General features: G+C 57.3%; 8 protein-coding genes. 1 reads left to right on the top strand and 7 read right to left on the bottom strand.

Going from position 1 to position 23,100, the window contains the following annotated elements:
• Positions 1-91: 91 nt before the first annotated feature.
• The 7 genes from RISK_RS10650 to RISK_RS10680 all read right to left on the bottom strand — a co-directional run bounded on the left by RISK_RS10650 (position 92) and on the right by RISK_RS10680 (position 7,848).
• Positions 92-1,555, bottom strand: coding sequence for a hypothetical protein (locus RISK_RS10650; RefSeq protein WP_047814269.1), 1,464 nt, complete (start codon positions 1,553-1,555; stop codon positions 92-94).
• Positions 1,552-3,168, bottom strand: coding sequence for a hypothetical protein (locus tag RISK_RS10655; RefSeq protein WP_047814270.1), 1,617 nt, complete (start codon positions 3,166-3,168; stop codon positions 1,552-1,554). The genes RISK_RS10650 and RISK_RS10655 overlap by 4 nt, the downstream gene beginning before the upstream one ends.
• Before the next feature lie 15 nt (positions 3,169-3,183).
• Positions 3,184-5,034: a type II secretion system minor pseudopilin gene (locus RISK_RS10660; RefSeq protein ID WP_390173928.1), complete on the bottom strand. Its 1,851-nt coding sequence runs from the start codon at positions 5,032-5,034 to the stop codon at positions 3,184-3,186.
• Positions 5,018-6,052, bottom strand: coding sequence for a prepilin-type N-terminal cleavage/methylation domain-containing protein (locus RISK_RS10665; protein WP_102017560.1), 1,035 nt, complete (start codon positions 6,050-6,052; stop codon positions 5,018-5,020). The genes RISK_RS10660 and RISK_RS10665 overlap by 17 nt, the downstream gene beginning before the upstream one ends.
• 64 nt (positions 6,053-6,116) lie before the next feature.
• The gene (locus RISK_RS10670; RefSeq protein WP_083434904.1) at positions 6,117-6,635 is read right to left on the bottom strand and encodes a type II secretion system protein; all 519 of its coding nucleotides are present in this window, start codon (positions 6,633-6,635) and stop codon (positions 6,117-6,119) included.
• Entirely contained in the window at positions 6,632-7,363 is a 732-nt protein-coding gene (locus tag RISK_RS10675) for a prepilin-type N-terminal cleavage/methylation domain-containing protein (protein ID WP_047814273.1), read from the bottom strand. The genes RISK_RS10670 and RISK_RS10675 overlap by 4 nt, the downstream gene beginning before the upstream one ends.
• Positions 7,364-7,368: 5 nt before the next feature.
• The gene (locus RISK_RS10680) at positions 7,369-7,848 is read right to left on the bottom strand and encodes a type II secretion system protein GspG (protein ID WP_047814274.1); all 480 of its coding nucleotides are present in this window, start codon (positions 7,846-7,848) and stop codon (positions 7,369-7,371) included.
• A 556-nt stretch (positions 7,849-8,404) separates the two neighbouring features.
• Between RISK_RS10680 and RISK_RS10685 the strand changes: the two genes are divergently transcribed.
• Positions 8,405-23,100: matrixin family metalloprotease (locus tag RISK_RS10685; RefSeq protein WP_047814275.1), on the top strand; the 14,696-nt coding region annotated here is incomplete at its 3' end.

Genomic DNA, 23,100 nt, shown 5'->3' on the forward strand with positions numbered 1-23,100 from the left:
CAGCCCGGACCGAATCGGCCCGGGCGAACGATTTCCCTGGTGATGCACCGAGACTATCGCTCGGTCTTTGGATTGTCAATCCGAACTGGGGTCACTCCGGCTGCGATTGTGGGGTTGGCGTCGCTGTGGAGTCGGCTTCTTCGGTTTGTTCAGACGACGATTCAGCTTGCTCAACCGCTGGCGAAGGCTCCTCGCTCGTCTCCGGTTCCGCAGCAGGCTCCGCCGACTCCGTCACCTCTTCTTTCACTTCCCCCTCACCGGATTCACCAGCCTTGGAATCTTCCTCAGCGCCGACAGAGGACGCGTTGTCCGGTGAAGCGTCTGGTTGCTCGGGAGCCTCCAATGCCACCGCTTCGGACAATTTCCCCGAAGGCCGCAACTCGTATTCCTTGCCGCCAATCTCCAGCAGCACGACACGGGCCGAAACCGATTTGACGCTGCCTTTCATCGATCCGATTTCGAACGAATCACCCACCTGCAACTTCAACGTTTCACCCCGCGTGCGAACGTTCATCCAAGCGGTCCAGTCGCCACGGCCTTGCACCAAAGCCGTCAGATAGGTTTGCGTCGCGTCATCAAACTTGGCCGGCATTGGCTCGGGTGCCTTGGGCAGCGGAGCGTCTTCCAACTTGACCAGCAACGTCTTTTCGACCTGGCGTCGCGGGTACCCGGTGTCCGTCATTCGCACGACGACCTTCAATGGCTCGGCCTTCGATTCGCCAGGACCACCGTCAGCGTCACCGGGTTCTTCTGGATCAGCAGGCGGCTTGAACGTGAAGGTTCCCGATTCGGCTTTGAAACTCGCCCACTCTGGCAATTCACCGTCCAACTCATAGGTGATGGATGTGCCTTCCGGATCTTCCACCTTCAGTCGAACATCCGTTTGCTGACCTTTGACCGCGACCAAGGTTCCATCGCCCGCGTAGACCGGCGGCAGATTGGGTGGCTGAAAGAAGTTGCGGTTCAGAATCGAGTCACGGGTCTCGTCCAACGACTGAGCCACTCGCCATGAATCGCCTTCCGAGATTTTCGCATCGATCGGGGCACTATTCAGCGAGATCACATCGATGGTCATCGCGACGTTCAGTTCTCCCGTTCGCGACGGACCGAAACTCAGTTCTCGAATCCGGTGCAAGTAATCACGGGCATAGAAGTCGTGCAGCAATCCAACCAATCCATCCAGCGATGTCTTGCCAGACACACGAAAACCGTAACGGTAATACAAATCACCCACGGGCGCGTCGCTGACCGGGTCGACCCCTGCATCCATCAGCCCGGCTTCCCGGACCGCGCCCAGCAACCACGATTGGTAGGTGCTTTGAGCGCGTTCTGGATTGCTCGGCAACGATCGCACCATGTACTCGCCCATCTGGCGGTCTGCGTAAGCACCGGCCAAGGCTTTTTCGTTCAGTGTGTTGGCTTCGTTTTGCAAGGCAGCCAAGCGATTGTCACGAAACTTGACCGCATCACGGTATCGATTGAATCCCCATTGGAATGCAATGACGACAAAGAGGCCACCAATGGCCATCGCTAAAAAGCGTTCACGTTGAGTCATGATTGCACCTCCGGTTCGGCGGTGGCGGAAAGGCTGGCCGATTTGGAAGCCTCTTCCGTTTCTTGATCAGGCGGAATGTCATCGGGCTTTGGCTCGGGTTCGCTGTCGGAACGGGCTTCCGCGTCAGCGGTTTGTTGCTCCACCAACGTCGCAATTCGTTGGTAGCGATCCGCGCGAACACTTTCGCCACCAAGCGTCACCGTTTCGCGAATCTGCCAGCGATACGCGTCTTCGGTATCCACCTGGCTGGCACCGTCGCCCACAACACGATGCGTTTCATCCCGCAACGAAGACTCCATGTCGTCAATCACATCGGGCGATGTCACCATCCCAGAAACAACCAAGCGGCCGCCACCTTGGCGATCGCTTGCGGTTGCCGAAACACTCTTGACGATCAACTCCTCCGCCGGCGGCAAAGCTTCCGCCAAACGAACCAGCTCTTCCAACCAATTCACATCGGAGTCGAGGAACTGGTCGACCCGTTCTGTACGCTGCACACTCACATCGGCTGTCTTGACCTGTTCTCGCACCAAAGCGTTGGCGGCTTCCAATTCGGCGATCGCGGCGTCGCGAGTGCTGAGCTGACTCCACAACAACCATCCCACCGCCAACACCAGAGCAGCAGGAATGCCAATCATCGCCGCCATTTTGCCACGGTTGGTGGAGGGCGGGATGAACTGCCGTGGGTTGGCAAAATCGATCAGACGATCACTGTGCAATTCATCGGCAACCAACAACCCAACCAGGGGCGCCAATCGACCGACCGTTTCCCCCACAGAAGGCTCCACGGATGGTTCACAATCGACAATCTGCAGCGGATTGATCAACCGCTTTTCAGACGGCGCGTCCTGCCCCTGATCCAAACGTTCGGCGAGCTGATCGAGCTCTTCTCGATGGCGATCGACAGTTCCCCAAATTGCGATGTCACAAGGGGATCCTGATGCACCGCAGGCGATCATGCTGCGACGAAGCTCTCCAGCCAACGCGTTGACTCGTGCGGGCGACTGGGAAGGCAGACGAACCGATCGCACAAACGACACATCGCGTCCGCGAAACAGCACAATTTCAGCTTCGTCGCCTACCAAATCGATCAACGCCAAGGTGGATCGAGTCGAATCGCTTTTCGAATCTCGCAGCACGATTTGATAAAGCGCCGCCGCAGCGATTGGCCGCAAAGCGATTCGGCCAACCGTCATCCCAGCTTCGTGGATGGCTTTGCGAATCGGATCGAGTTTGTTCGCTCCGGTCGCTGAGACGATCGCGCGGACACCTTTTTCGGTGCGACTGGTCGGCAAGAAATCGACCGTCGCACTGTCACCGGCGGACGCAAATGTCCGGACGGCTTGGAACCGGATCATGTCCGGCAACTCTTCGTCGGGAACCGGGGGAAATTCCATCTGCCGAAGCTCGGCCGAATCGCGTCCCACCGCGACCAAGCACTCCGATTTTTCCAGCCCGTTCTCCTGGATCCATTTGCGCAGCGTGGCTCCCACGCCGGCGGTTTGAATCGGCAAAATCGCGGCATCTGTGATTCGCGTCTGTTTGCCGGAGACCTCTCCGACCACAATGCGAATCTGTTGTTCGTCCCAATCGACGGCTACTTTTTTAGTCATGGTGCAATAGTTTACTCAGTTGTTGTTCGGAACCACGATGTTTCCGCCCAGGACCGACAGATCAAACCCGCGTCCCAGATGCGTGAGGTCCCGGTAGTGAACCACTCGAGGATTTGGCGTGGATGCGTCAATGATGGCCTCGCCCCGTGCGGCCAGCCCGCTCGCAGAATCGAAGCCGATGACTTGGGCCCGAAAGACATCTCCGCGAGCGGTGACCAGAGGCAACAGCGCTCGCATTTGATCCACGGTGACTAAACCCTCGGTGAGCGGCCAAGTTTCGTGATTGCGATCAGAAGTTCCCCCGCCACTGTCCTGAGATCGCGCTTCCAGAATCGTGGTCATCGTGTCGACATCGACCAACGGAACCCCCATCAGCAACTCCGCCGGGCACTCGTTCAGATTGATTCGCCCGGGCAAAACGTCGCCCTCTTGGGTCGTCAACTGATCCATCAAAAACGGCAGGAACTCAGCCAGCAAGGTGGGCTCCCCGATCAACGGGGAGGTGTAAGTGAACGTTTCGTCGTCTTTCTGAAGCGTGACCTTGGCATCGATCAAATCCAGAACTTGATTGAATTCCACTTCCGCCCCTGCGGTCAAATCAAACTCAGCCAAAGCTTCCACCGACCAAGGCAACACGGTCCCTTCCGACTCCGCCCCCGCATCGGCCGCGTCCTGCGCCTCGATTCCCTGCGCCGCCAACGCTTCCGCACTCGCGCCGCTGGCCACCGAATCCACGAGCGATGACTTCCCAGCCATGCGATAGGCCACGATGAAGGACGCAAAAACTTCGTCGCCAATCGCGGTCATCAGCTCGTCGTAAAGCACTTCGAGATCGTCGCCGTTGATGTTGACTCGGAAGTCCCCGTCCATCGTCTTGTTTGCTTCGGCACCATGAACGGTCAAGTAACTGGCCCAACCCAGCACACCGGGGGTCTCGATGCTGGCGGCATAGCGTTGCTGTTCGTCGGAATCCAAAACGCCATTGCGATTGCTGTCAGCGCCAAACAGCAACTGCGGCGTGACGCCACGAACCAGCAACAATTCCTCGACGGTTTGCACGGGTCCATTCGCTGCCGCGTATGGCGTTGCCAGCGAGGTGTAGTACTCGTCCTCGCACCCATTTTCTCGAGGCTCTGTGTCTTCGTCGATCCAGTCCAAGATGGCATCGGCAATTGACACGTCCATGCCAGGCAAAGTCATCAACAAGGTCACGGCGATGTTCTCGGTCGACAGATCGGACTCGTCCGTTCCGGCTGTGTCCCCCAGAATGCCGCCCGCGTCGACACTGCCGCCCGACAAACCAGTCAGCATGTTGATCGCATCAGAGTTCTCTTCCAGAACCACCAACGCATTGACGTTCAATCGAGCCGATTCGTTTTGCAATCCATAGCGAATGCCACCGAGCGTTCCCATCTCAGTCAACCCAGGAGCCAACACCGTGAAGTTGCTGGTTGGGTTGCCTTGCGTTCCATCGGTGATCGGAACACCTTGAAACATGTTGGGATTGTTGAACACGCCGCCCGCGTCCTCCCTCAGCGAAGCAGACTGAGCCAAGGTCAAACGGACCGCTTCGATGCCCGAATCGACCGTCGTTCGGGCTTGGACCAAATCGCCAGTCAAGTAAGCGGTCTCGTCCGCTGCGATCATCAAATCGGTGAACGAATACACCGCCATGGTGGCAACCGCGATCACGATCAAGACCAGAACCAGAAAGAAGCCTCGGCGGGACTTTCTGGAAGGGGCATTTCGGAGACCGCCGGGCTTTGCAGCGGACCTCAGGCCCGAACATTCCAAAAGCTTCGAACTCTTTCGCAACGATATTTTCGGAGCTGGCATTTTCAGCGATGACTCATTCAGCGACGACATCGGGTGTCTCCGCAGTGCTGGCGGCTTCCTGCTCTGCGAGCAAGGCTTCACCGTCTTCGGGGAATGACATCGGAAGACGAATCACATGCGTGAAAAGACGTCCTTCCGTGAGATCGAGAGAACCGGTGCTGATCGAATCAGGGGACGCTGCGCCGGGCATCGCTGTCGGTGCCAGTTGCAAACGAACGCGAATGGCCAGCGGCAAGTAACCGGTTTCATCGGTGTTGTACTGCGGCAACCAGTTCACCCCGTCGTAGTACTCGAATCCGATCGCAACGACTTCGGGTGCAATCACTTCACCGGTTTGATCCAATCGAGAGGAACCGCCGGTCGACAAGGCTTGCACACTGATTGCACGATCCAATTGCCGACGCACCAAACCGCCACCGGTGGAAGCCGGCTGGGTCGCTGCGTTTTCATCCGCAGCGGCCAACTGCTGCATTGCATCTTGGATGCCGAACGAGCCAGCCATCTGCACGAAGTAACTGATGGTTTTGATATCACTGGGGCGATCCAACAGGTCAACGCCCGACGTGATCGCCAAATCAGGATCAATTGCCGCCTGTTCCAAACTGGGCAAACGACTGACATCGATTTGCAACTGAGTCTCGTTGCCGATCAAACCCGGTGACTGCAAAACCACGCCGGTCACCAAGCTGCTGTCGGTCATCAACGCGGGATCATCATTGAGCGTGTCAGGATCGCTGGGGGGCAGCGAATCGTCCGATTCTTCGTCAGTCGAAGTGAGCCCAAGACTCTCCAGCGGAGCCGCGGCCGCAGCCAACACCTCCGACAACGCTTCGGTGGAAACGGGACGCGTGACCAAGGTCATCCGCAAATCGTCTTCGATGAGTTGCAACAACGCGGAGGCCAGCTGAGCTTCGCGGAACTGCTGTTCTGCGTTGTCCATTTCGCGAGCGTAAAAGTTGATCGCACCGCTGATCAGGCCCATCAACACCACGCTCAGCGCCAGCGTCAACAGCATTTCCAGCAAAGTGAACCCAGCCCGCTGCGTGATCCACGGCGAATGTCCCGCGTCCAAACAACGGCGTCTCCAACGACGCGATCGACAAGCAATCTGGCTATTCAATGGAAGTTGATTCGGCACTGGCCGCCTCCTCTCGCAACGCGGCTTCTTCTTCCGCCAATTCTTTCAGTCCCAACAAGGGGTCAATCATCCAGCGGGTCAGCGAATAAGTTGCCAGCGATGGCCCACCATCGGGATCCAATGCTTCCACACTCACGCGCACCGCCAACATGCCTTCCATGGGAGCCGGGACCACATCGATCTGCACCTGAAAGATGGTCGACGCGTCGGTGTCCATCGACTCCACCGGCATCGCGGGGGTGGCTGCGGGTGACACCCCGGTCGAAGCCGAAACCAGGAGCTCCGACATTTTGCTTGATGCGATCAGCCGAGCTTGGCTGAGGTCACGGGCTTCGCGCGCCGCATCGGTTCCAGTCCCGGCGATCTGAGCGAGAATCCCGAGCGAGACCCCCAAAATCGCCAGCGACAACATCATCTCCAGCAACGAGAATCCGCGGCGGAGCGGATTGACCGAACGGAAGAGCGATGAACGAACAGGGACTCGATCACTCACGGTGACACCTCAACACTGGTGTCGCCAGTCAAACCACGCAGCAGAACCGCTCCCGAGCCAACTTCGATGTGACTCAGCGTGATTCTCGCGTTGCTCGTTTGACCGGTGGGATAGAAGTAGATGGGTGGAAAATCCGAAGAAGCGGTCAGGACCTCTTCGCCATTGGTGCCCGGCACGGTGGCGGTGGTCGATTCGGCAGCGTTGATCAACAACGTCGCCGCTTCCGTGCTGCTTTGCCCACCGACCGGGGAAGTCAGCACAGCCGTGATCGTGACCCCTTCGGGCATTTGAATCACTCGGGCGTCCGCTTGCACGGGCGCGACCGCGGTGGCGTCCAGTGTCTGAGAGGCTCCCGACAGCAATGACGACTGCGATCCCAATTGGTCTGCCGCTTGGATTCCGTCGGCGGCTGAATTCAACGGCGAAACGATCCAAGCATTGGATTGGTTGGCCCCTTCCGCATCCACAAAGTTCGCCTCGGCCGGACGCAAAACCATCACTCGCCCGTCTCGCATCGCACGCACTCGCAAACGCGTCATTTCAGCGGCCAGCTGATCTGTTCCGCGAACCAACCTACGATCTGACAGCAACGCGCCGGCGGTTGGGATGACCACGGCGGCAATGGCCGCGAACACAGCCATCGCCAACAACAGTTCCAACAGAGTGAAGGCAGCGTGGGAAGAGACCGCAGAGCGTGAACGGAGAGCAGCGTGAGACGAGTGCGTCATGGCAATCAGCCTGACACAATGATGTCATCATCCGTGTTGACTTGACCGTCGATTCCGCCGCTGCGGATCTCAAACGTGTTTCCATTCACGCTGTAAGTCAAAGCGTTGCCCCATGCATCCATTGGGATTTCAGTGATGATCGGAGCAACCCACTTGGCCTTTTTGGCCGAGTCGCTGGGGCCATCGCGCAGTTGTTCCAAGGTTTCCGGCAGCGAGTTCATCCGGATTTGATACATCTGGATGTTGCTTTTCAGCGAGTTGAGCTGGGTCATCGTCGCGTTCACATTCGCTTCGGCTTGGGCACCGGTGATGTTCACCAGCACGATCCCGCCGATCACGACCAAGATCGAAAGCACCAACAGCAATTCCAACAAGGTGAAACCGGCACGAGCAGCGGAAGCCGAACGGCGGGCGAGCGGGCGAGCCAGAGTCACGCGTTGGCGATGAGGTCGACGAGCCACACAATGGCGATCAGTGAGCGTCATGAATCAAAACATTCTGCAAAGGTGGGAAGGAATCGGAAGGACGCCCCCTCGCTGGTGCCGTTGTTCGGCTGGCTGGTTCACCATCCGCGGGCAGGGCGTGCTTTCAAGCGTACCTAGAAATGAACCCCAAGCCAGCCCCGAAGTTTCGTAGATTGATCTTCGAGCTTCAATCCGCATCGGCCGAGGTGAAATCCGCTGCGTCGGCATCCCGCCAATCCGAGCATCGAACGAGGCTCCGAGACAGGCCACGATGGATCGAGATTGGACGGTGAACTCTATTTAGCTGGCCTCGCGAGTCCATTCGGGGCATTCGCCCGTTTGAATTGCAACGGTTGTAGCGACGAATTGACAGATTTTCTGACCAGTTTCTCGCCGCCGAGTTGACAATCCAATTATCTTCATACGTCCGGCTAGCCCCCATTGCGCCTCCACCGACGGCGGAACGGGTGCGTCCTAGCCCGCATTGAACGACATTTTTCGACTTTTCATTTGATATTTCGATTCGCTTCGCTGTCACGGTGACCGTGGCTGGATCCCTTCATTCTTTGAGTTTCACATGACGCTTCGCCGCTTTCAGACCATGTTGGGCAACGCAGTTTCAGACGCTTCCTCTCAATCGGGACGAAGATTGAAAGGCCAACCACTGTCGAAATCTCGCCGTGCCCGCAGCGAACGCCGAAGCAAATGGCAGACCGCCGACCGCCGTCTGAACCACGAAACCCTGGAAAAAAGAGAACTACTGGCTGCGGAGTTGGGTCTGGTCGCTCATCCCGTGTTCGCTCCCGGCACCTCGCTTGAGGCGATGGAGCAATGGGAATCGGAACACGACGATGACCACATCCGGATCACATCCGGGACCAAGCTTCCCACGTTCCAATTTGGGCCCCAGCTTCAACCCATTCTTTTCAATCCAACGGACCCATTGCGTTGGCGCACCTCGGCACTGAATCCAAACGGGGCACCCAACCTAGGCGACCCTATCACGCTGACCTGGAGCATCGTTCCCGATGGAACGCCGATGCTGGACCCCAACACGGGGAACACGACCGGCAACAGTGAACTGGTCGCGTTCCTTGACGGCGTCTACGGAAGCGGAGCGACCAACGAAATCACCGAGAAGCCGTGGTTCAATATCTTTGCCAACGTGTATGACGTTTGGTCACAGGGAACCGGCCTGAATTTTGTTTACGAAGACGACGACGATCAATCGCCATGGGCCGGGGCGGCGAGCATCGGCGAAGCTGACGTGCGGGCCGATTTGCGGATTGCTGGCGCCGCGATCGATGGGAACTACAACGTTCTCGCCGCGAACTATCCACCGTATGGCTTTGGATCCAACGGGCTCGATGGTGACATGATCATCGACACCTCCGACAGCTACTACTCGGACACAGCCAACTCTGCCTTCGATCTCAACATCGAATTGACAAACATTCTCGCTCACGAGATCGGCCACGGCCTGGGATTGGCCCACGTGATGCCAACCAATGGCACCAAACTGATGGAACCATTCATCAGCGCGAACTACTACGGCCCACAAGAAGACGACATTTTCAACATCAACATGTTGTACGGCGACGCGATGGAGCCAAACGACTCTCTCGCCAGTGCGGTCGATTTGGGTGTGCTCGACCTCGCTGCCCAGACGATCACCGATGTGTCGATTGACAGTCCCAACTCCGACGTGGATGTGTTTGCATTCACGCTGAACAACCCAACCGAAATTGATTTGATCGTGACACCGGTGGGAACATCCTACCTGGAAGGCGAGCAAGGGGGTACCAACCCAGTGAGCGTTGACCGTCAGCGTCAACAAGACTTGCAGTTCCGATTGCTCGACGGAAACGGCAATGAAATTTCGTTGTCAAATGACAACACCTTGGGCGAAGCAGAGTTCCGTGCCAAAGTTCAATTGGCAGAAGGGTCTTATGCCATTGAAGTCTCGGCGTTCTCAGGAACGGATTCGCAAGCCTATCGCATGTCGGTTGGAAACTCCGCCCGCGTTTTGGTCGGCCCAACCTTGCTTGCCATTCGACCTGATGATTCCGGGTTGCTTCAGAATGGCGACACGTTGGAATCAGCCCCCAATGAATTCAACCTGTTCTTCAACGGCGGTGCTGACCTCGACGAAGCCACCATCAACGCTGACACAGTCAAATTGCTTCGCGCCGGGGAAGACGGGATCTTTGGCCCCAATCCAGCCAACCTGGACATCAACGGAAACCCAATCGACGACGATGTCCAAGTCGAATTGGGATACGTCGGGCTGCTGGAATCGGGAAGCATCGAAGCCAGCAACCTGCAGCAGATCGTCTTGCGTCCAGCCAGCAGCGCAGCTCACAACGCGTTCGATCCATCGGTTGGCTTCCCTGATGACCTCTACAAAATTGTCTTGGTCGGAGAAGGCAACTCGCCACTGCAAAGCCTCGCCGGAGTGCCGTTTGACGGCGGCAACAACTTCGAAACAACCTTTCGCCTCAACCGCGGAGCTCAGGTCGTTGCGGTCGTCCCTCAACCAATCGTTCGAACCAACGCCACCCAAGCCAACCCGAAGGGCGTTCTCACACAACAATCGGACACGGTTGTCGTGCACTTCGACGGACAACTGTTGGACGTGGGTGACGCAGAAAACCCCGCGTTCTATCGCCTCATCGATACTCGCGCTACCGCGGACAATTCGGACGACCAGCTTGCACCCTTGCAACCCAATCTGGCAACGTACGACGTTGCGGCCGGAACGGTCACGCTCCTGTTTTCCTCTCCCATCCCAGAGGGCAACTACCGCCTGGACATCGGGGAAGCTGGAACACCAGTGGGTGGATCACCTGTTGTCCCAAGCTCAGCACTCACCAGCGACGATGACAACTCGACTCTCCTGACAGCCAGCGATCTGACTGGAACACCAGCGAGCCCCGTGACACTGGATGCATCAGGGGTCCGCATTTCCTCGCAGATCCAGGTCCAATCTGTTCCGCTTGCTCAACGAGTTGGCAGCGAAGATGAACCAGGGCACCGTGAGATTCAGCGCGAACCACATGTCGGAAACAACGAAGGAGTCGGCTTGGAGCTTCCTTCGGCAATCAGCATTGTTCGCTATTACTTCCCCAGCACGCTGGGAGCGGATACCAACGGACAAGACTACATCAACCTGATCACCGAAAAAGAAAAAGAGATTGTCCGCACTCTCTTTGATATTTACGCCAGTCTTTCAGGGTTTGAGTTCGTCGAAACATCTGAGACCACACCTGGTGCAGATCAACTGATGATTGGAAAGGGAGACTTCCGGGCAGTCTCCCCAGGACTCGGTCCAAACGACGGGGTTGCAGGCCTTGCCAACAACACCTTTGCGATTTTGAACGGCTCCATCTACAACCAATCCAACCGATTCTTTGGCGATGGTTTCACAGAAACCATGATGCACGAGATTGGTCACTCCTTGGGCCTGAACCACTCATATGACATCCCATCCGTTCAAGGCGCTGCCGTGCCAAACGACGTGCTGCCGGGTGATCATGATATCGTTCACCTGCAGCGGGTTTCCGCTCCCAATGCAACCGACATCGATCTTTACAAGTTTGCTGTTGGCGAGACAGGCAAATTCACTGCGGAAACCTTCGCCGAACGATTGTCGACTCCAAGCGGCCTGAGCACGGTCCTGACATTGTTCGCAGTCAATGACGATGGAACGCTTGAAATCGTTGCTCGCAATGACCGCTACTTTGGCAACGACTCGTTCCTCAACGTGGAACTGGATGCAGGAACCTACCTGATCGGAGTCAGCAGCACCGACAACGAAGAATACAACCCGCTGGTCCCTGACTCTGGTTTTGGTGGAACAACGGACGGCTTGTATGAACTGGAATTGAAATTCCACGGGGAATCGGCATCGGTTCTTCGAGATGTGGACGGCACTCCGATCGATGGTGATCGTGATGGAACGCCGGGTGGCGTGTTCTCCTTTTACTTCCAAGCCAGCGATGCCGACACCACTGTGTTCGTCGATCGGTTGAATGACCCGAACGCGGCAGCACTGGATGGCTCGGGCACTCTCGGAGACGCATTCGACAACATCGGCCAAGCGCTCCAGCGGGCAGGAGAACGACTTGTGTTCCCGACGGTGGGACTCGATGCGCTGGACGCCACCGATACGTTTGAGGTCATTCAAACGATTGGTGGCACACCCGTGACCGAAAGCTTTGACTTCGGCCCCGGTGGAATCACCCTGGCCCCCGGTGGATCACCAGAGGATGCGGCCTCTGCAGCTGCAAACGCGATCAACTCCGTCCTTCCTGGCGTTGCGACCGTGGTCGGCCGAACCGTTGAATTGACCGGGATCGATCGTCTGGACCTGTCGGGATCGGACACGCTTCTGAACACGCCCAACCTGGTTCGGATCATCGGAAATGACGCCGACGGCGACCCGTCGACCACCGCGGATATCAAGCCCTATCTGATTGGGACGGCGACCAGCGGCGCAGCACTGCGGGACGGGGCCGACTTCCGTGTCCCACAGGGCGTCACTGCGATGATCGACGCGGGTGCGTTGATCAAAATGCGCAAAGCCAATCTTGATGTTGGCTCTTCGTCGATTGACATCGATCGATCTGCCTCTGCCTTGCAAGTCCTGGGAACCCCCGACACACCGGTCTGGTTGCGATCCTATTTCGACAGCACATTTGGTGGCAATTCAACGGGTTCTTCGGCAGCCAATCCACCGGCAGCAGGTGACTTTGGCGGCATCGTTCTGCGTGATGATTCCGATTTGGAATCCTCGGGGATGTTCCTGAACTACATCTCGCACTCAGACATTCGTCATGGTGGGGGCAAGGTATTCGTCGATTCTGCGGAGGCTTCTTTCAGCCCGATTCACATCATCGACGCTCGGCCGTCCATTGCGTTCAACCAAATCACCGACAGCAACAGTGCGGCGGTCTCCGCCAGCCCTGATAGTTTCGATGAATCAAATGGCCGCATCGGCCCTGAAATCGTCGGCAACTACCTGTCCGGCAATACGATCAATGGTCTGTTCATTCGAATTGAAACACAGGATGGCGAAGTCGTCACGAAGCTGACCACACCAGGCCGCTTCAATGACACGGATATCGCACACGTGTTGACCGAAAATCTGGTGATCGCTGGCAACGTGGGTGGGCGTTATCTCGACAAAAACACCGGCGAATTGACCGCTCGCGATTCCGGGCGTTTGCTGGTCGATCCAGGCATCGTGATCAAATCCTCCGGATCACGAATCGAAGCCGAGGCGGGAGGCTCCGCCCTCATCGCCGAAGGCACCCAGAATCGTCCTGTCATTTTCACGTCCATCAATGACGATCGATATGGCGGGAGCGGTGTCTATGACACGACGAACACGCCCAACTCAGCAGGGCAGGCTGGTGACTGGGGCGGTTTCTACTTTGGCTACACCAGTTCTGGCAGCATCGACAATGCCATCATTTCGTACGGTGGTGGCGACTCGTCGATCGAAGGTGGATCCGCCAATTTCAATGTAATTGAAATTCATCAGGCTGAGGTCCGAATCACCAACTCGCTGATCAGTGACAACGCAGATGGCAACGCGACGGGTGTCCGAAACGGACGCGGCGCCAACGACGCTGCCACGATCTACGTTCGCGGTGCTCAGCCCATCATCATTGGCAACGAGATCGTCGATAACGCCGGCCCCGCAATCAACATCAATGCCAACTCACTGCAGTTCTCCAACCAACCTGACTACGGGCGGAGTACCGGAAACCTGGACGTGTTCGCGGAATTCGACGACAACGTCGGTCCCTTGGTTCGACTGAACCAGTTCGAAAACAACGGCATCAACGGAATGTTGGTGCGAGGCGAAGTCCTGACAACCGAGTCGATCTGGGACGACACGGACATCGTTCATGTCCTGCAAAACGAAATCACGGTGGGCAACCATCATTCCAACAGTGGGCTGACGCTGCGAAGCAGCGGCAGCGATTCGTTGGTTGTCAAGTTGTCAGGCAACAACGCTGGCTTCACCGCCACCGGCACACCTGCCGAAATCATTGACCGAATCGGGGGCACCGTGACCGTTTCCGGTTCACCTGGCTTCCCCGTCATCTTGACCAGCCTGCAAGACGATTCGGTGGGTGCTGGCTTCACACCGACTGGCGCGTTCTTGTACGACACCGGCAACGATGGTCAGACAGGTGGGCAAAAGGGTGATTGGCGTGGTTTTGAGTTCGATGAGTTCAGCAACGATCGAAATGTCGCCGTCGTTCGCGAACGCGAGACTCCCCTGACGGCAGGCAAGGATGAAAATGCCTTCCCTGGTGTCGCCCAGTTCGTGGGCACTTTGGCCCCGGATCAGAAAAGCGGAGACGAGAATCGACGCCTCGGTTTTGAAGTCCAAGGGTTCATCAGCCCTGACTCTCCAAGTGACCTAGACGTCTACAGTTTCGAGGGAACGGCGGGCACGCCGGTTTGGCTGGATATCGACCGGACCGACACTTCTCTCGACACAGTCATCGAAGTTTTGAATGCGAATGGAACGGTCATCGCGCGTTCCCTTCGTTCCACTGACACCAATCTGCCCGGCACGCTGAATGCATTGCCACTGGAACAGAACCCGCTGCTGGGTGGTGATTTCAACTCGGAGAACTTCCGAGACGCCGGCATGCACTTTGTGTTGCCAGGAACCCCGGACACGGTTGGCCGGTACTTCGTCCGGATCCGTTCGCTCGGATCAACGCCGACATCTCTGGATGGTGTCAGCAGTGGCCAGTACCAAATGCAAATCCGACTGCAACAAGTCGATGAGTATCCTGGCAGTACGATTCAGTACGCCGACATGCGGTACGCCACCACAGCCATCGACGTGAGTGGATTGCCAGCACGCAGTCACATCCTCGGTGAAGCGGGCGAAGTCCAGGCAGCGGCAAACAACACCTTCGCAGAGGCTCAACCTTTGCAAAGCCTTTTGCAAAGCGACATGGCAGCGATCTCGATCTCCGGCGACCTGGGGACCGAGCAAGGCGTGACCAATCGCGACCTGGACGTCGACTGGTATCGCTTTGACGCGACTCAGACTGGCATCCAAGTGATCAGCGGCGTCAACGACTCTGCCGGCACAGTGGCGGTCGTCTTTGACATGGACTACGCCGACAAGGCGAACCGTGGTGATACGACGCTCGCTGTCTATGACGGCAATGGTCAGCTGATTTTCGTCGGTCGAGACTCCAACATCGCTGACGACCAGCCGGACACGATTGACTCGGACCCAGACATTGACGATCTGTCGCGTGGATCGCTCGGCACCAAGGACGGCTACATCGGCCCCGTCCATTTGACCACTGGTGGCGAGTACTACATCGCGATCATGGGCAACGGCGTCACACCAAGTGCCTTGATGGGACAATATGACAACCTCGGTCACTTCCTGCAGGACGACGATGGAGACGGAGTCGCGGATAGCGCGGTCCAATCCGAGTCGGGTGAGATTTTTGTCCCCGAAGGCAACGCGGACAACCGTTACGTTCGTCTGGAACCGATCAATTCCGTTGATCGCGTGGTGGAAGATCGCATTGGATTTTCCGGGTACAACACGATCCCACTGGATCCATTTTTGCCAAATGGCATCAACATCCAACCACAAACGTCGATCTTCAACATCGACACGGCAGCGGATGTCGAATCCCACTTGCCAGCATTCACGCTTGAGAACGTGCCGCTGTACGTTGCCACTGACCGCCCGCTGCCCAATGCGGACGATCAACTCTACATCGCGGACGCCTATAACGGTGGGACCTACACACGGCCGGTGTCACCGAACAACTGGTCTGCCAACAACAATGACATCCAAGACATCACCATCCGCAGCGATGGCCGGATGTTCGGGTACCAGCGACAGTCCAACGTCGATGACTCCGTCGGCCAATTGGTCGAGATCGATCCCGCCACCGGCGCGCTGACGGTCGTCAGCCAAGACAACATTCCCGGTGCAACGCCGACGATCAACGCTCGGAACCTCAATGCAAATTTGACCGCCCCGGGCAATCGTTCGGAGTTGAACGACCCGCGTCTGGAAGAATTCACCAACTCGGATGAAGTCGATGCGTTGACATTTGAACGCACCGGCAACATCACCAGCGATCCAAGCTACGACCTCTACTATGTGGTTCGAGAATCAGACGCATCGTCGAAGCTCTATCGAGCCACTTCGGACGGGGACGCTTCCCCGGTTGCCGCCGCTGCGTCCGGTCCCAACACAGGCGCAAACGTCAAGTACGGCGTCATGGGCAACATCAATCTGCCAGCAGCGACCTATGCGACCGCGAATTTCCAGGTGTTCACCAACGGAAACAACGTCGCCCGGACCAACATTCGGATTCAATCCAATCAGCCTGGTGTAGACGGAGATTTCACGGTCAGCATCAGCCGTCCCAACAATGGCAACCAAGCCGGAATCGGCAACGTCAGTGTGGCAGGACGCACCATTACTTTGATCATCGGCACCGATGCCAACGGAACGGGAGGGCCAACTGCGGCCGCGATCGTGAATGCAATCAACAACGATGCTGACGCTCGACAGATTGTGACCGCTGCCATCTATAGTGGAAACGCAAACAACAACGAAGATGGGAACGACGGCACAGCAGCGAATAACGTTGGCGCAGTGAACTACACCGCCGGTACCGGGACTGCATTGGCGGGTCGCGTCACTGGGATTAGCTTCGACGATCCAGTCGAACCCACTCAGATGTACGGCGTCACCAATGCTGGTGAAATCATTGCCATCGACAAGAACTCGGGGGACGCCACCCTTCTGAACACCGTCATCGGAGCCGACTTCAGCGCACTCGCACTCGGTCCTCAGTCGGTCGAGAACGGTGCGTATGCTGACATGCTGTTCGCAACCACGACCGGTGGTCGCTTGTACGCGTTTGACTTCAATGGCGTCTTGCAAAACATCTTCGCGGGTGGCACAGATTCCGTTGTCTTCAGCGACATTGCTCCTGCCAACGGTGACACCCCGGTCGGCCTCGCGTTCAGCCCCTTGGATCTGAACCTCTGGCACCCCACCACTCGGCGCGCCGATGATGTGGGACACGGGATCAACGAAGCACCCGATGGATCGCGGACTCCAGACGAGATTGAGCAGACGTATGGCGAAGCCGGAGCCGTCGGTGGGGATCGGAAGTTCTCCCAAGCCAGCGGTGGTGCGAGTTTCTACTTCGGACTCGAAGAGTGGATTGCGCCCGACGATTTCGTCAACACGACCCAGGGATACATCACCTACGATGGCCAGGAAAATGCACAGTACGGGCTTTCCGAGAAACTGCATCGCGACCTGACTTCCAACCCAGCCGTCGTCAACACCTATGCATTGGCAGGCGGTGCCCAAGGCCAATTGGTTTCCAACTCATTCGACCTGGATGGATCGGTGGCGGAAGACCGCCCGACTCTCTATGTCAACTACTTCCTCGAAACTGAAAACCACCCGGGTGAGACGACTGCGAACGGTCAAGATCCATTCCGTGACGCGGCGCGAGTCTTCGTGCTGCGACCGTCGACGGGAGAATGGGAGTTGGTCGCAACCAACAACTCAGCCCTGAGTGTGGCTGATCCGTCACGGACCCCGACAGCAGAACTCCCCGGATTCATCTCGCATCTCTCCGACGCAGGTCTGAACAGCACGACACCGCGAAGCCAAGAAGACCAGATCGTCCAGGAGTTGTTCGACAACACCGGCGCATGGCGACAAGCTCGCATCGACTTGTCTTCGTTCGCGGGAGAAGTTGGTTTGCAACTACGATTCGACTTCAGCACCTCCGGTCGAATCGCTGGCGATGGAATTCCGCCTGCGTTTGGTGAGATTTCCTCCAACTCGCGTTCCAACGCAACCCTGAACAACTTCTTCGAAGGCTTCTACATCGATGACATCATCGTTGGGTACGCCGAGCGGGGTGAAATGGTCACGGTTCCTGATCAAGTCCCTGCTGTCGAAGGTGCTTTACAAGGCACGACGCGAGCAATCAATCCGGACTCCGGCACCTTTGAACTGTTGAGCGATGCTCGATTCAGCAATCCGGATCCGAATCGCAACCCCGAGATTCTTTCGGGCCCCTATCAAGTCGAAATCCGACGGGTGGATGAATACGCGACGCTTGCAGACGCCAATATCCTGCCGGACTTTGGTTTTACCTTCGAACCGTTCGACACCAACGACCGCCACATTTTGTCGGAAGATGGTGTGACCATGTTTGGCGGAACAACCGGATTGCTGGCGGATCAGAATCGCGAGCGACAACAAGGGATGTTCATCATCGACTCGAACTTCATTTCCGACTCAGAAGATGTCGGCATTGACGTTCAACCGGGCACGGCGGAAGAAACAGGAGTTCCTCACCAGGGCTCACTGATCAATTTCCCGCAGCTGAACTCGCCTCGCTTGGTCCCCGGCGTGGTCATTCAAAACAATGTGATCTCCGGTGAATCAGCCATCCGATTCGCGGGCGAGACGACCACCGAAGCAGGGCGTTCGGTTCCGTTCGGTCGGATCATCAACAACACTCTGGTTGGATTTGGCGACGGAACCGGCATCGATGTGATTGGGCAAGCCGCCCCCACCATCATCAACAACATCCTGTCTGAATTCGGCACCGCAATTGACCTCGAAGGCTTCAATGCAACCAACACCGTGGTTCGCAAAAACTACTTCCAAGGCAATGCAAGCAACGGCACCACTGGAACCAACCCCGAGTTGGCAGGAACCAATGCGCCACTGTTCATTGATCGCTCTTCGCGAAACTACTACCTGGCTGCGGGCTCGGCGGCCATCGACAACTCACAAGAAACATTGGCCGACCGTTTGGACTTTGTCACGTTCAAAACGGAACTTGGAATCGCCCGTTCGAACATCGACGCGCCCCAGCGGGATGTGTTTGGGCAGCTCCGAGTGGACTCCGGTCAATCCGGCGGTGGCAGCGGAGCGGACCCGTTCATCGACCAAGGTGCGATCGACCGGGCAGACACGGACGCTCCCTACGCTGTGCTCCTCAAGCCAATCGACGACGACAATGCTGGTTTGGACCAAGACCCTAACCCCACGGTTGTCTCGCTTGATGATCCAATTCTGGATGTCTTCTCGATCCTGATCGGCGACGGTCGCGATGAGAACTCACCGTTCGAAGGAACCGGAATCGACCCAGCGACGGTCGATCGAGACGCGATCCTTGTTCGCCGCAACAACATCGAACTGGTCGAAGGGGTTGACTATCAACTCGGCTTCAATGGCTCGACCGGCGAATTGCGTTTGACTCCATTGACGACTCTTTGGCAACCCAATGGCGTCTATGAAATTTCCTTGGACAACCAACGAATCGCCGACCGTGCAGGCAACTTGTTGCGTCCGAACCAGCAAGACGGCTCGACGAAATTCACGATCATTTTGCCAACGGTGAACTTGGACTATGGCGATGCCATCGACGGCTTTGGGACCATCCTGGATTCCAATGGTGCTCGTCATGCAATCATTGATGGCGGCCAAATCCGTTTGGGTCAGATCATTGATGCCGAACGCAACGCAGCGATTGCCGGCTCACCGACGGCTTCCGATGACGATCGACTTCCCGTCCTCATCACCCTTGGGACCGGTGCTTTCCAGGCCCCCATCACGACCGCTGGCGTCAGCCTCATGGAAGCGGTGCAAATGCCCGTCCTGGGCGACACCTTGACCATCGACATTGGCAGCCCTCGTGGCCCAGTGACCTTTGAATTTGTGACGGTCGGCCGCTCAGCCGAGCCAGGAAACTTGCCGGTCATCTTTGATGACACCGCCTTGACCGATCCCGGTGAAGTGCTGGACCAACTCAATGCATTCACTTCCGATGTGCACGATGCAATCGCCGAGGTCTTTGAAGACTTCGGCTTGGCTTTCGATGTGGAATACGCCGCGGGAACGACAACCGTTCCCGCGACCCAACCATCGCTGTCGTTGACCAATTTCGATGACGAAGATGGTGTTGGAATCGGTACCCCCAACACGGAACGTGAGATCACGGTCACACCTTCTGATCCTGCCTCATTGGTCATCGCAGCATCGCCCGCCAACCCGGTCACGATCGACGTCCAGTCCATTCCAGCAAGCGGTGACCAGGTCGTGATCGACCTCGGCACAGCCGCGGGCGCCAAGACATTTGAGTTCTTGCTCAATGATCCAGCAGCAGTTGGGCAGCAAGCTTCGACCTCGGGAACCATCGCGGTACGCTTCGATGCTGCCGACACCGTGAATGATATCGCGGCACGCTTGGCCGCTCGCGTCGACCAAGCCCTGGCGGGCTATGCCACCAACCTTTCGGCAACCTTTGCTGGAAGCATTGTGACACTCGAAAATCAAACCACCGCTCAAACGGTGTTTGTGGATTCATTGGCAGATCCCAGCAGCGTCTCGATCGGAGTTCTGGGGTATCTCAACCCGAACAACACCAATGGCGCATCGATTTTGGTCAACGCTCCCAACGGTGGCTTCTTGGACGCTTGGATCGACTGGGATCAAAACCAACTGTTTGACCCACGAGATTCATCAGAAAACGGCGGGGAACAAATATTCCGCAGCATCCCGTTGTCAGCCGGCGATAACATTCTGAACATCGTGACGCCGACGACCGCATCCAGCGGAATGTCCTGGGCGCGTTTCCGGATCTCACCCGAAGGTGGCTTGGCCTCGGACGGACTGGCCGTCGGTGGGGAAGTCGAGGACTACCAAGTTGAGATCATCCCGGCTCCGATCCCGACCCCGCAAGATGATCGCTACGACATCCTGGAAGATCAGTCGTTGTTGACAGCAGAAATGGGATTGTCGTCCGTCTTCTTTGGGCCCTCCGTTGCCGCAGACGACTTGCTCACCCCGTTTGCTCCCACGACCGTTGTGTTGGTCGACGGACCAGCTCATGCCGAGAACTTCTCGATTGATCCACTGACGGGTCACTTCCAATACGTCCCGAAAGCCGACTTTGCCGGTATCGACACGTTCACCTATCGCTTGGCTGATCAACCCACGTTGGTGGACAATCCAGTCCTCGACGTCAACGGCGACCCGATCGGGCTCGCCACGGTGACGATCAACGTCGACCCCGTCAACGATGTGCCTTCGGTTGAGAATTTGACGCTGCTCGCGCTCGAAGACACGGAGCGCACCTTCACCGCCGATCAACTGAAAGCCAGTGCATTCGGTGATGGCAACCGGGAGTTCACTTTGACACTCCCCGATGGCTCGACTCAGCCGGCGCCTTGGGATGAGTCGATCCAAACCTTCAACGTCATCTCGTTGCAAACCACTGTTGGTGGCATTGTCACCGACATTGACTCAAACACGGCGATTCCAGCTGATGGCTTCAAGACCCCTCGCGGTCGCATCACGCCAACTTGGGAAGCGGGAACCGGTTTCCTGGAAACCATTCTCTATCTCGCCGACACCGACCTGAACCAAGACAACGCGAGTGGCAACTCGCTGCTGCGTGACGAGTTCCAATTCACCATCGAAGACGATGGCGTGCTGGTGAATCCAGGTGCGGATCTGGTTGATCCAGCCGACGACATCACCTCCGTCGGTGCGAAACTGACCGCCCAAGCGACCGCTGAAATCGATGTCAAACCCAAGAACGACGCCCCTGTCGCTGCGGAAGACGTGATCAGCGAAAACAATGCGGCCTGGAACGCGTTCTTTGTCGGCCCCGACCCTGCCAACCCTGTTTCGGCCGTCCCTGTCCCAACCGAAGACACGACGCTGGTCATCCCATCCGCGTTCCTGATCGCCAATGACAAAGAAGCTCGTGACTCAGCGGACGATGAAAACGACAACACCAATGACAGCGGACTGACCGTCACCGACGTGAGCGCCACCAGTGCTCTGGGCGGAACCGTTGCTCTCGATGTCGATGGAAACATCGTCTACACGCCAGCACTCAACACTTACGGCGAAGACTCCTTCACCTACACGGTGACCGATGGAGGCATCACATTCGACTTGGGAACCGAAGCGGCCCCGGGATCGATGGTTGAAATCGACGACTTCTTGACGCACACCGCGACCGTCCGCTTGCTGATCAAACCGGTCAATGACGCACCACAAGCTGACAGTCTGTCTCTCGAGTTGCTGGAATATGAAGAGTTCGTTGACGGGTCGGGTGATCCCAACCCGGTCGCGAAAAGCGATGGCAACGGCCTGAAAAACTTCACCAAAGACGACTTGCTCCGTCTCGGTGCCGCCGGATCGGCTCTGGAAGTCACTCCACCAGCTGACTTCCCGGCCTTGTTCAACGAAGATGCCCAAGACCTCCGAGTGATCCAAATTGGCGTGCCGGCAGCTGCCGTTGCTTCGATCGACGCTCGTCTTTTGACCTACGACGCGGTCACAGGGTTGGCACCGGTTCAAACCTTGGCCACGACGCGAGGCACGCTGACACTGACGTTCTCGTTGGTTCCGGATGCCGCCAGCCCAGGCAGCTTCTTGGCGGACAGCGGCGAGTTCGTGAGTGGGACTTACGAACCCAACGATGACTACAACGAAGAAGATCCATTCGCCCCCACGGATGCGACCGACCTGTTCACTTACTTCGTGGAAGACTTCTCGGAAATTCCTGTCCCAGGGGCAACGAACTTCCCTGGTGAATCGGCCAATAGCGTGGGCCACGGAAGCCTGACCAGTGCCGCGGCGACCGTGACGATGACCACTCATGCGGTCAACGATGCCCCTGAGTTCCCCACCTTCGACACGGTGACCTTCGCCGAAGACATCAACGACACCGGCGATGCCTTCAACACCGTCTTCTATGACATCTATGGTGAAGCCGTCATCGCGTCAGCGGACCCGAGCGTCCATGACTTGGATCCAGCCATCTTCGTCAGTCAGGCGACCGCCGAAGACGAACGCGGAAACGACAGCGGTGCCCTCGCGACTCAGTCGCTGAGCTTCAGCTACAACACGCTGTACGAACCAGCCGGAATGTTCGAATCGGCTCCGGTCCTCGATGAGTACGGCGTCCTGACGCTGACACCACGTGCCGATGCCTATGGTTACGCCGTCTACACGGTCACCATGACCGACGATGGAAAGTCATACGATCCAGGAACTGGAACCTTGGTCGATGACTTCCGCAGCATCACCCGAACCTTGACCGTGCACATCACACCGGTCAACGATGCCCCTGTCACTGTGGACCGGGCTCTGGAAGTGGAAGAAGCCGAAGAGTTTGCCAACGGAACCGATGCCCCCACCGG

This window comes from Rhodopirellula islandica, from assembly GCF_001027925.1.
GTDB classification, from domain to species: Bacteria; Planctomycetota; Planctomycetia; order Pirellulales; family Pirellulaceae; genus Rhodopirellula; species Rhodopirellula islandica.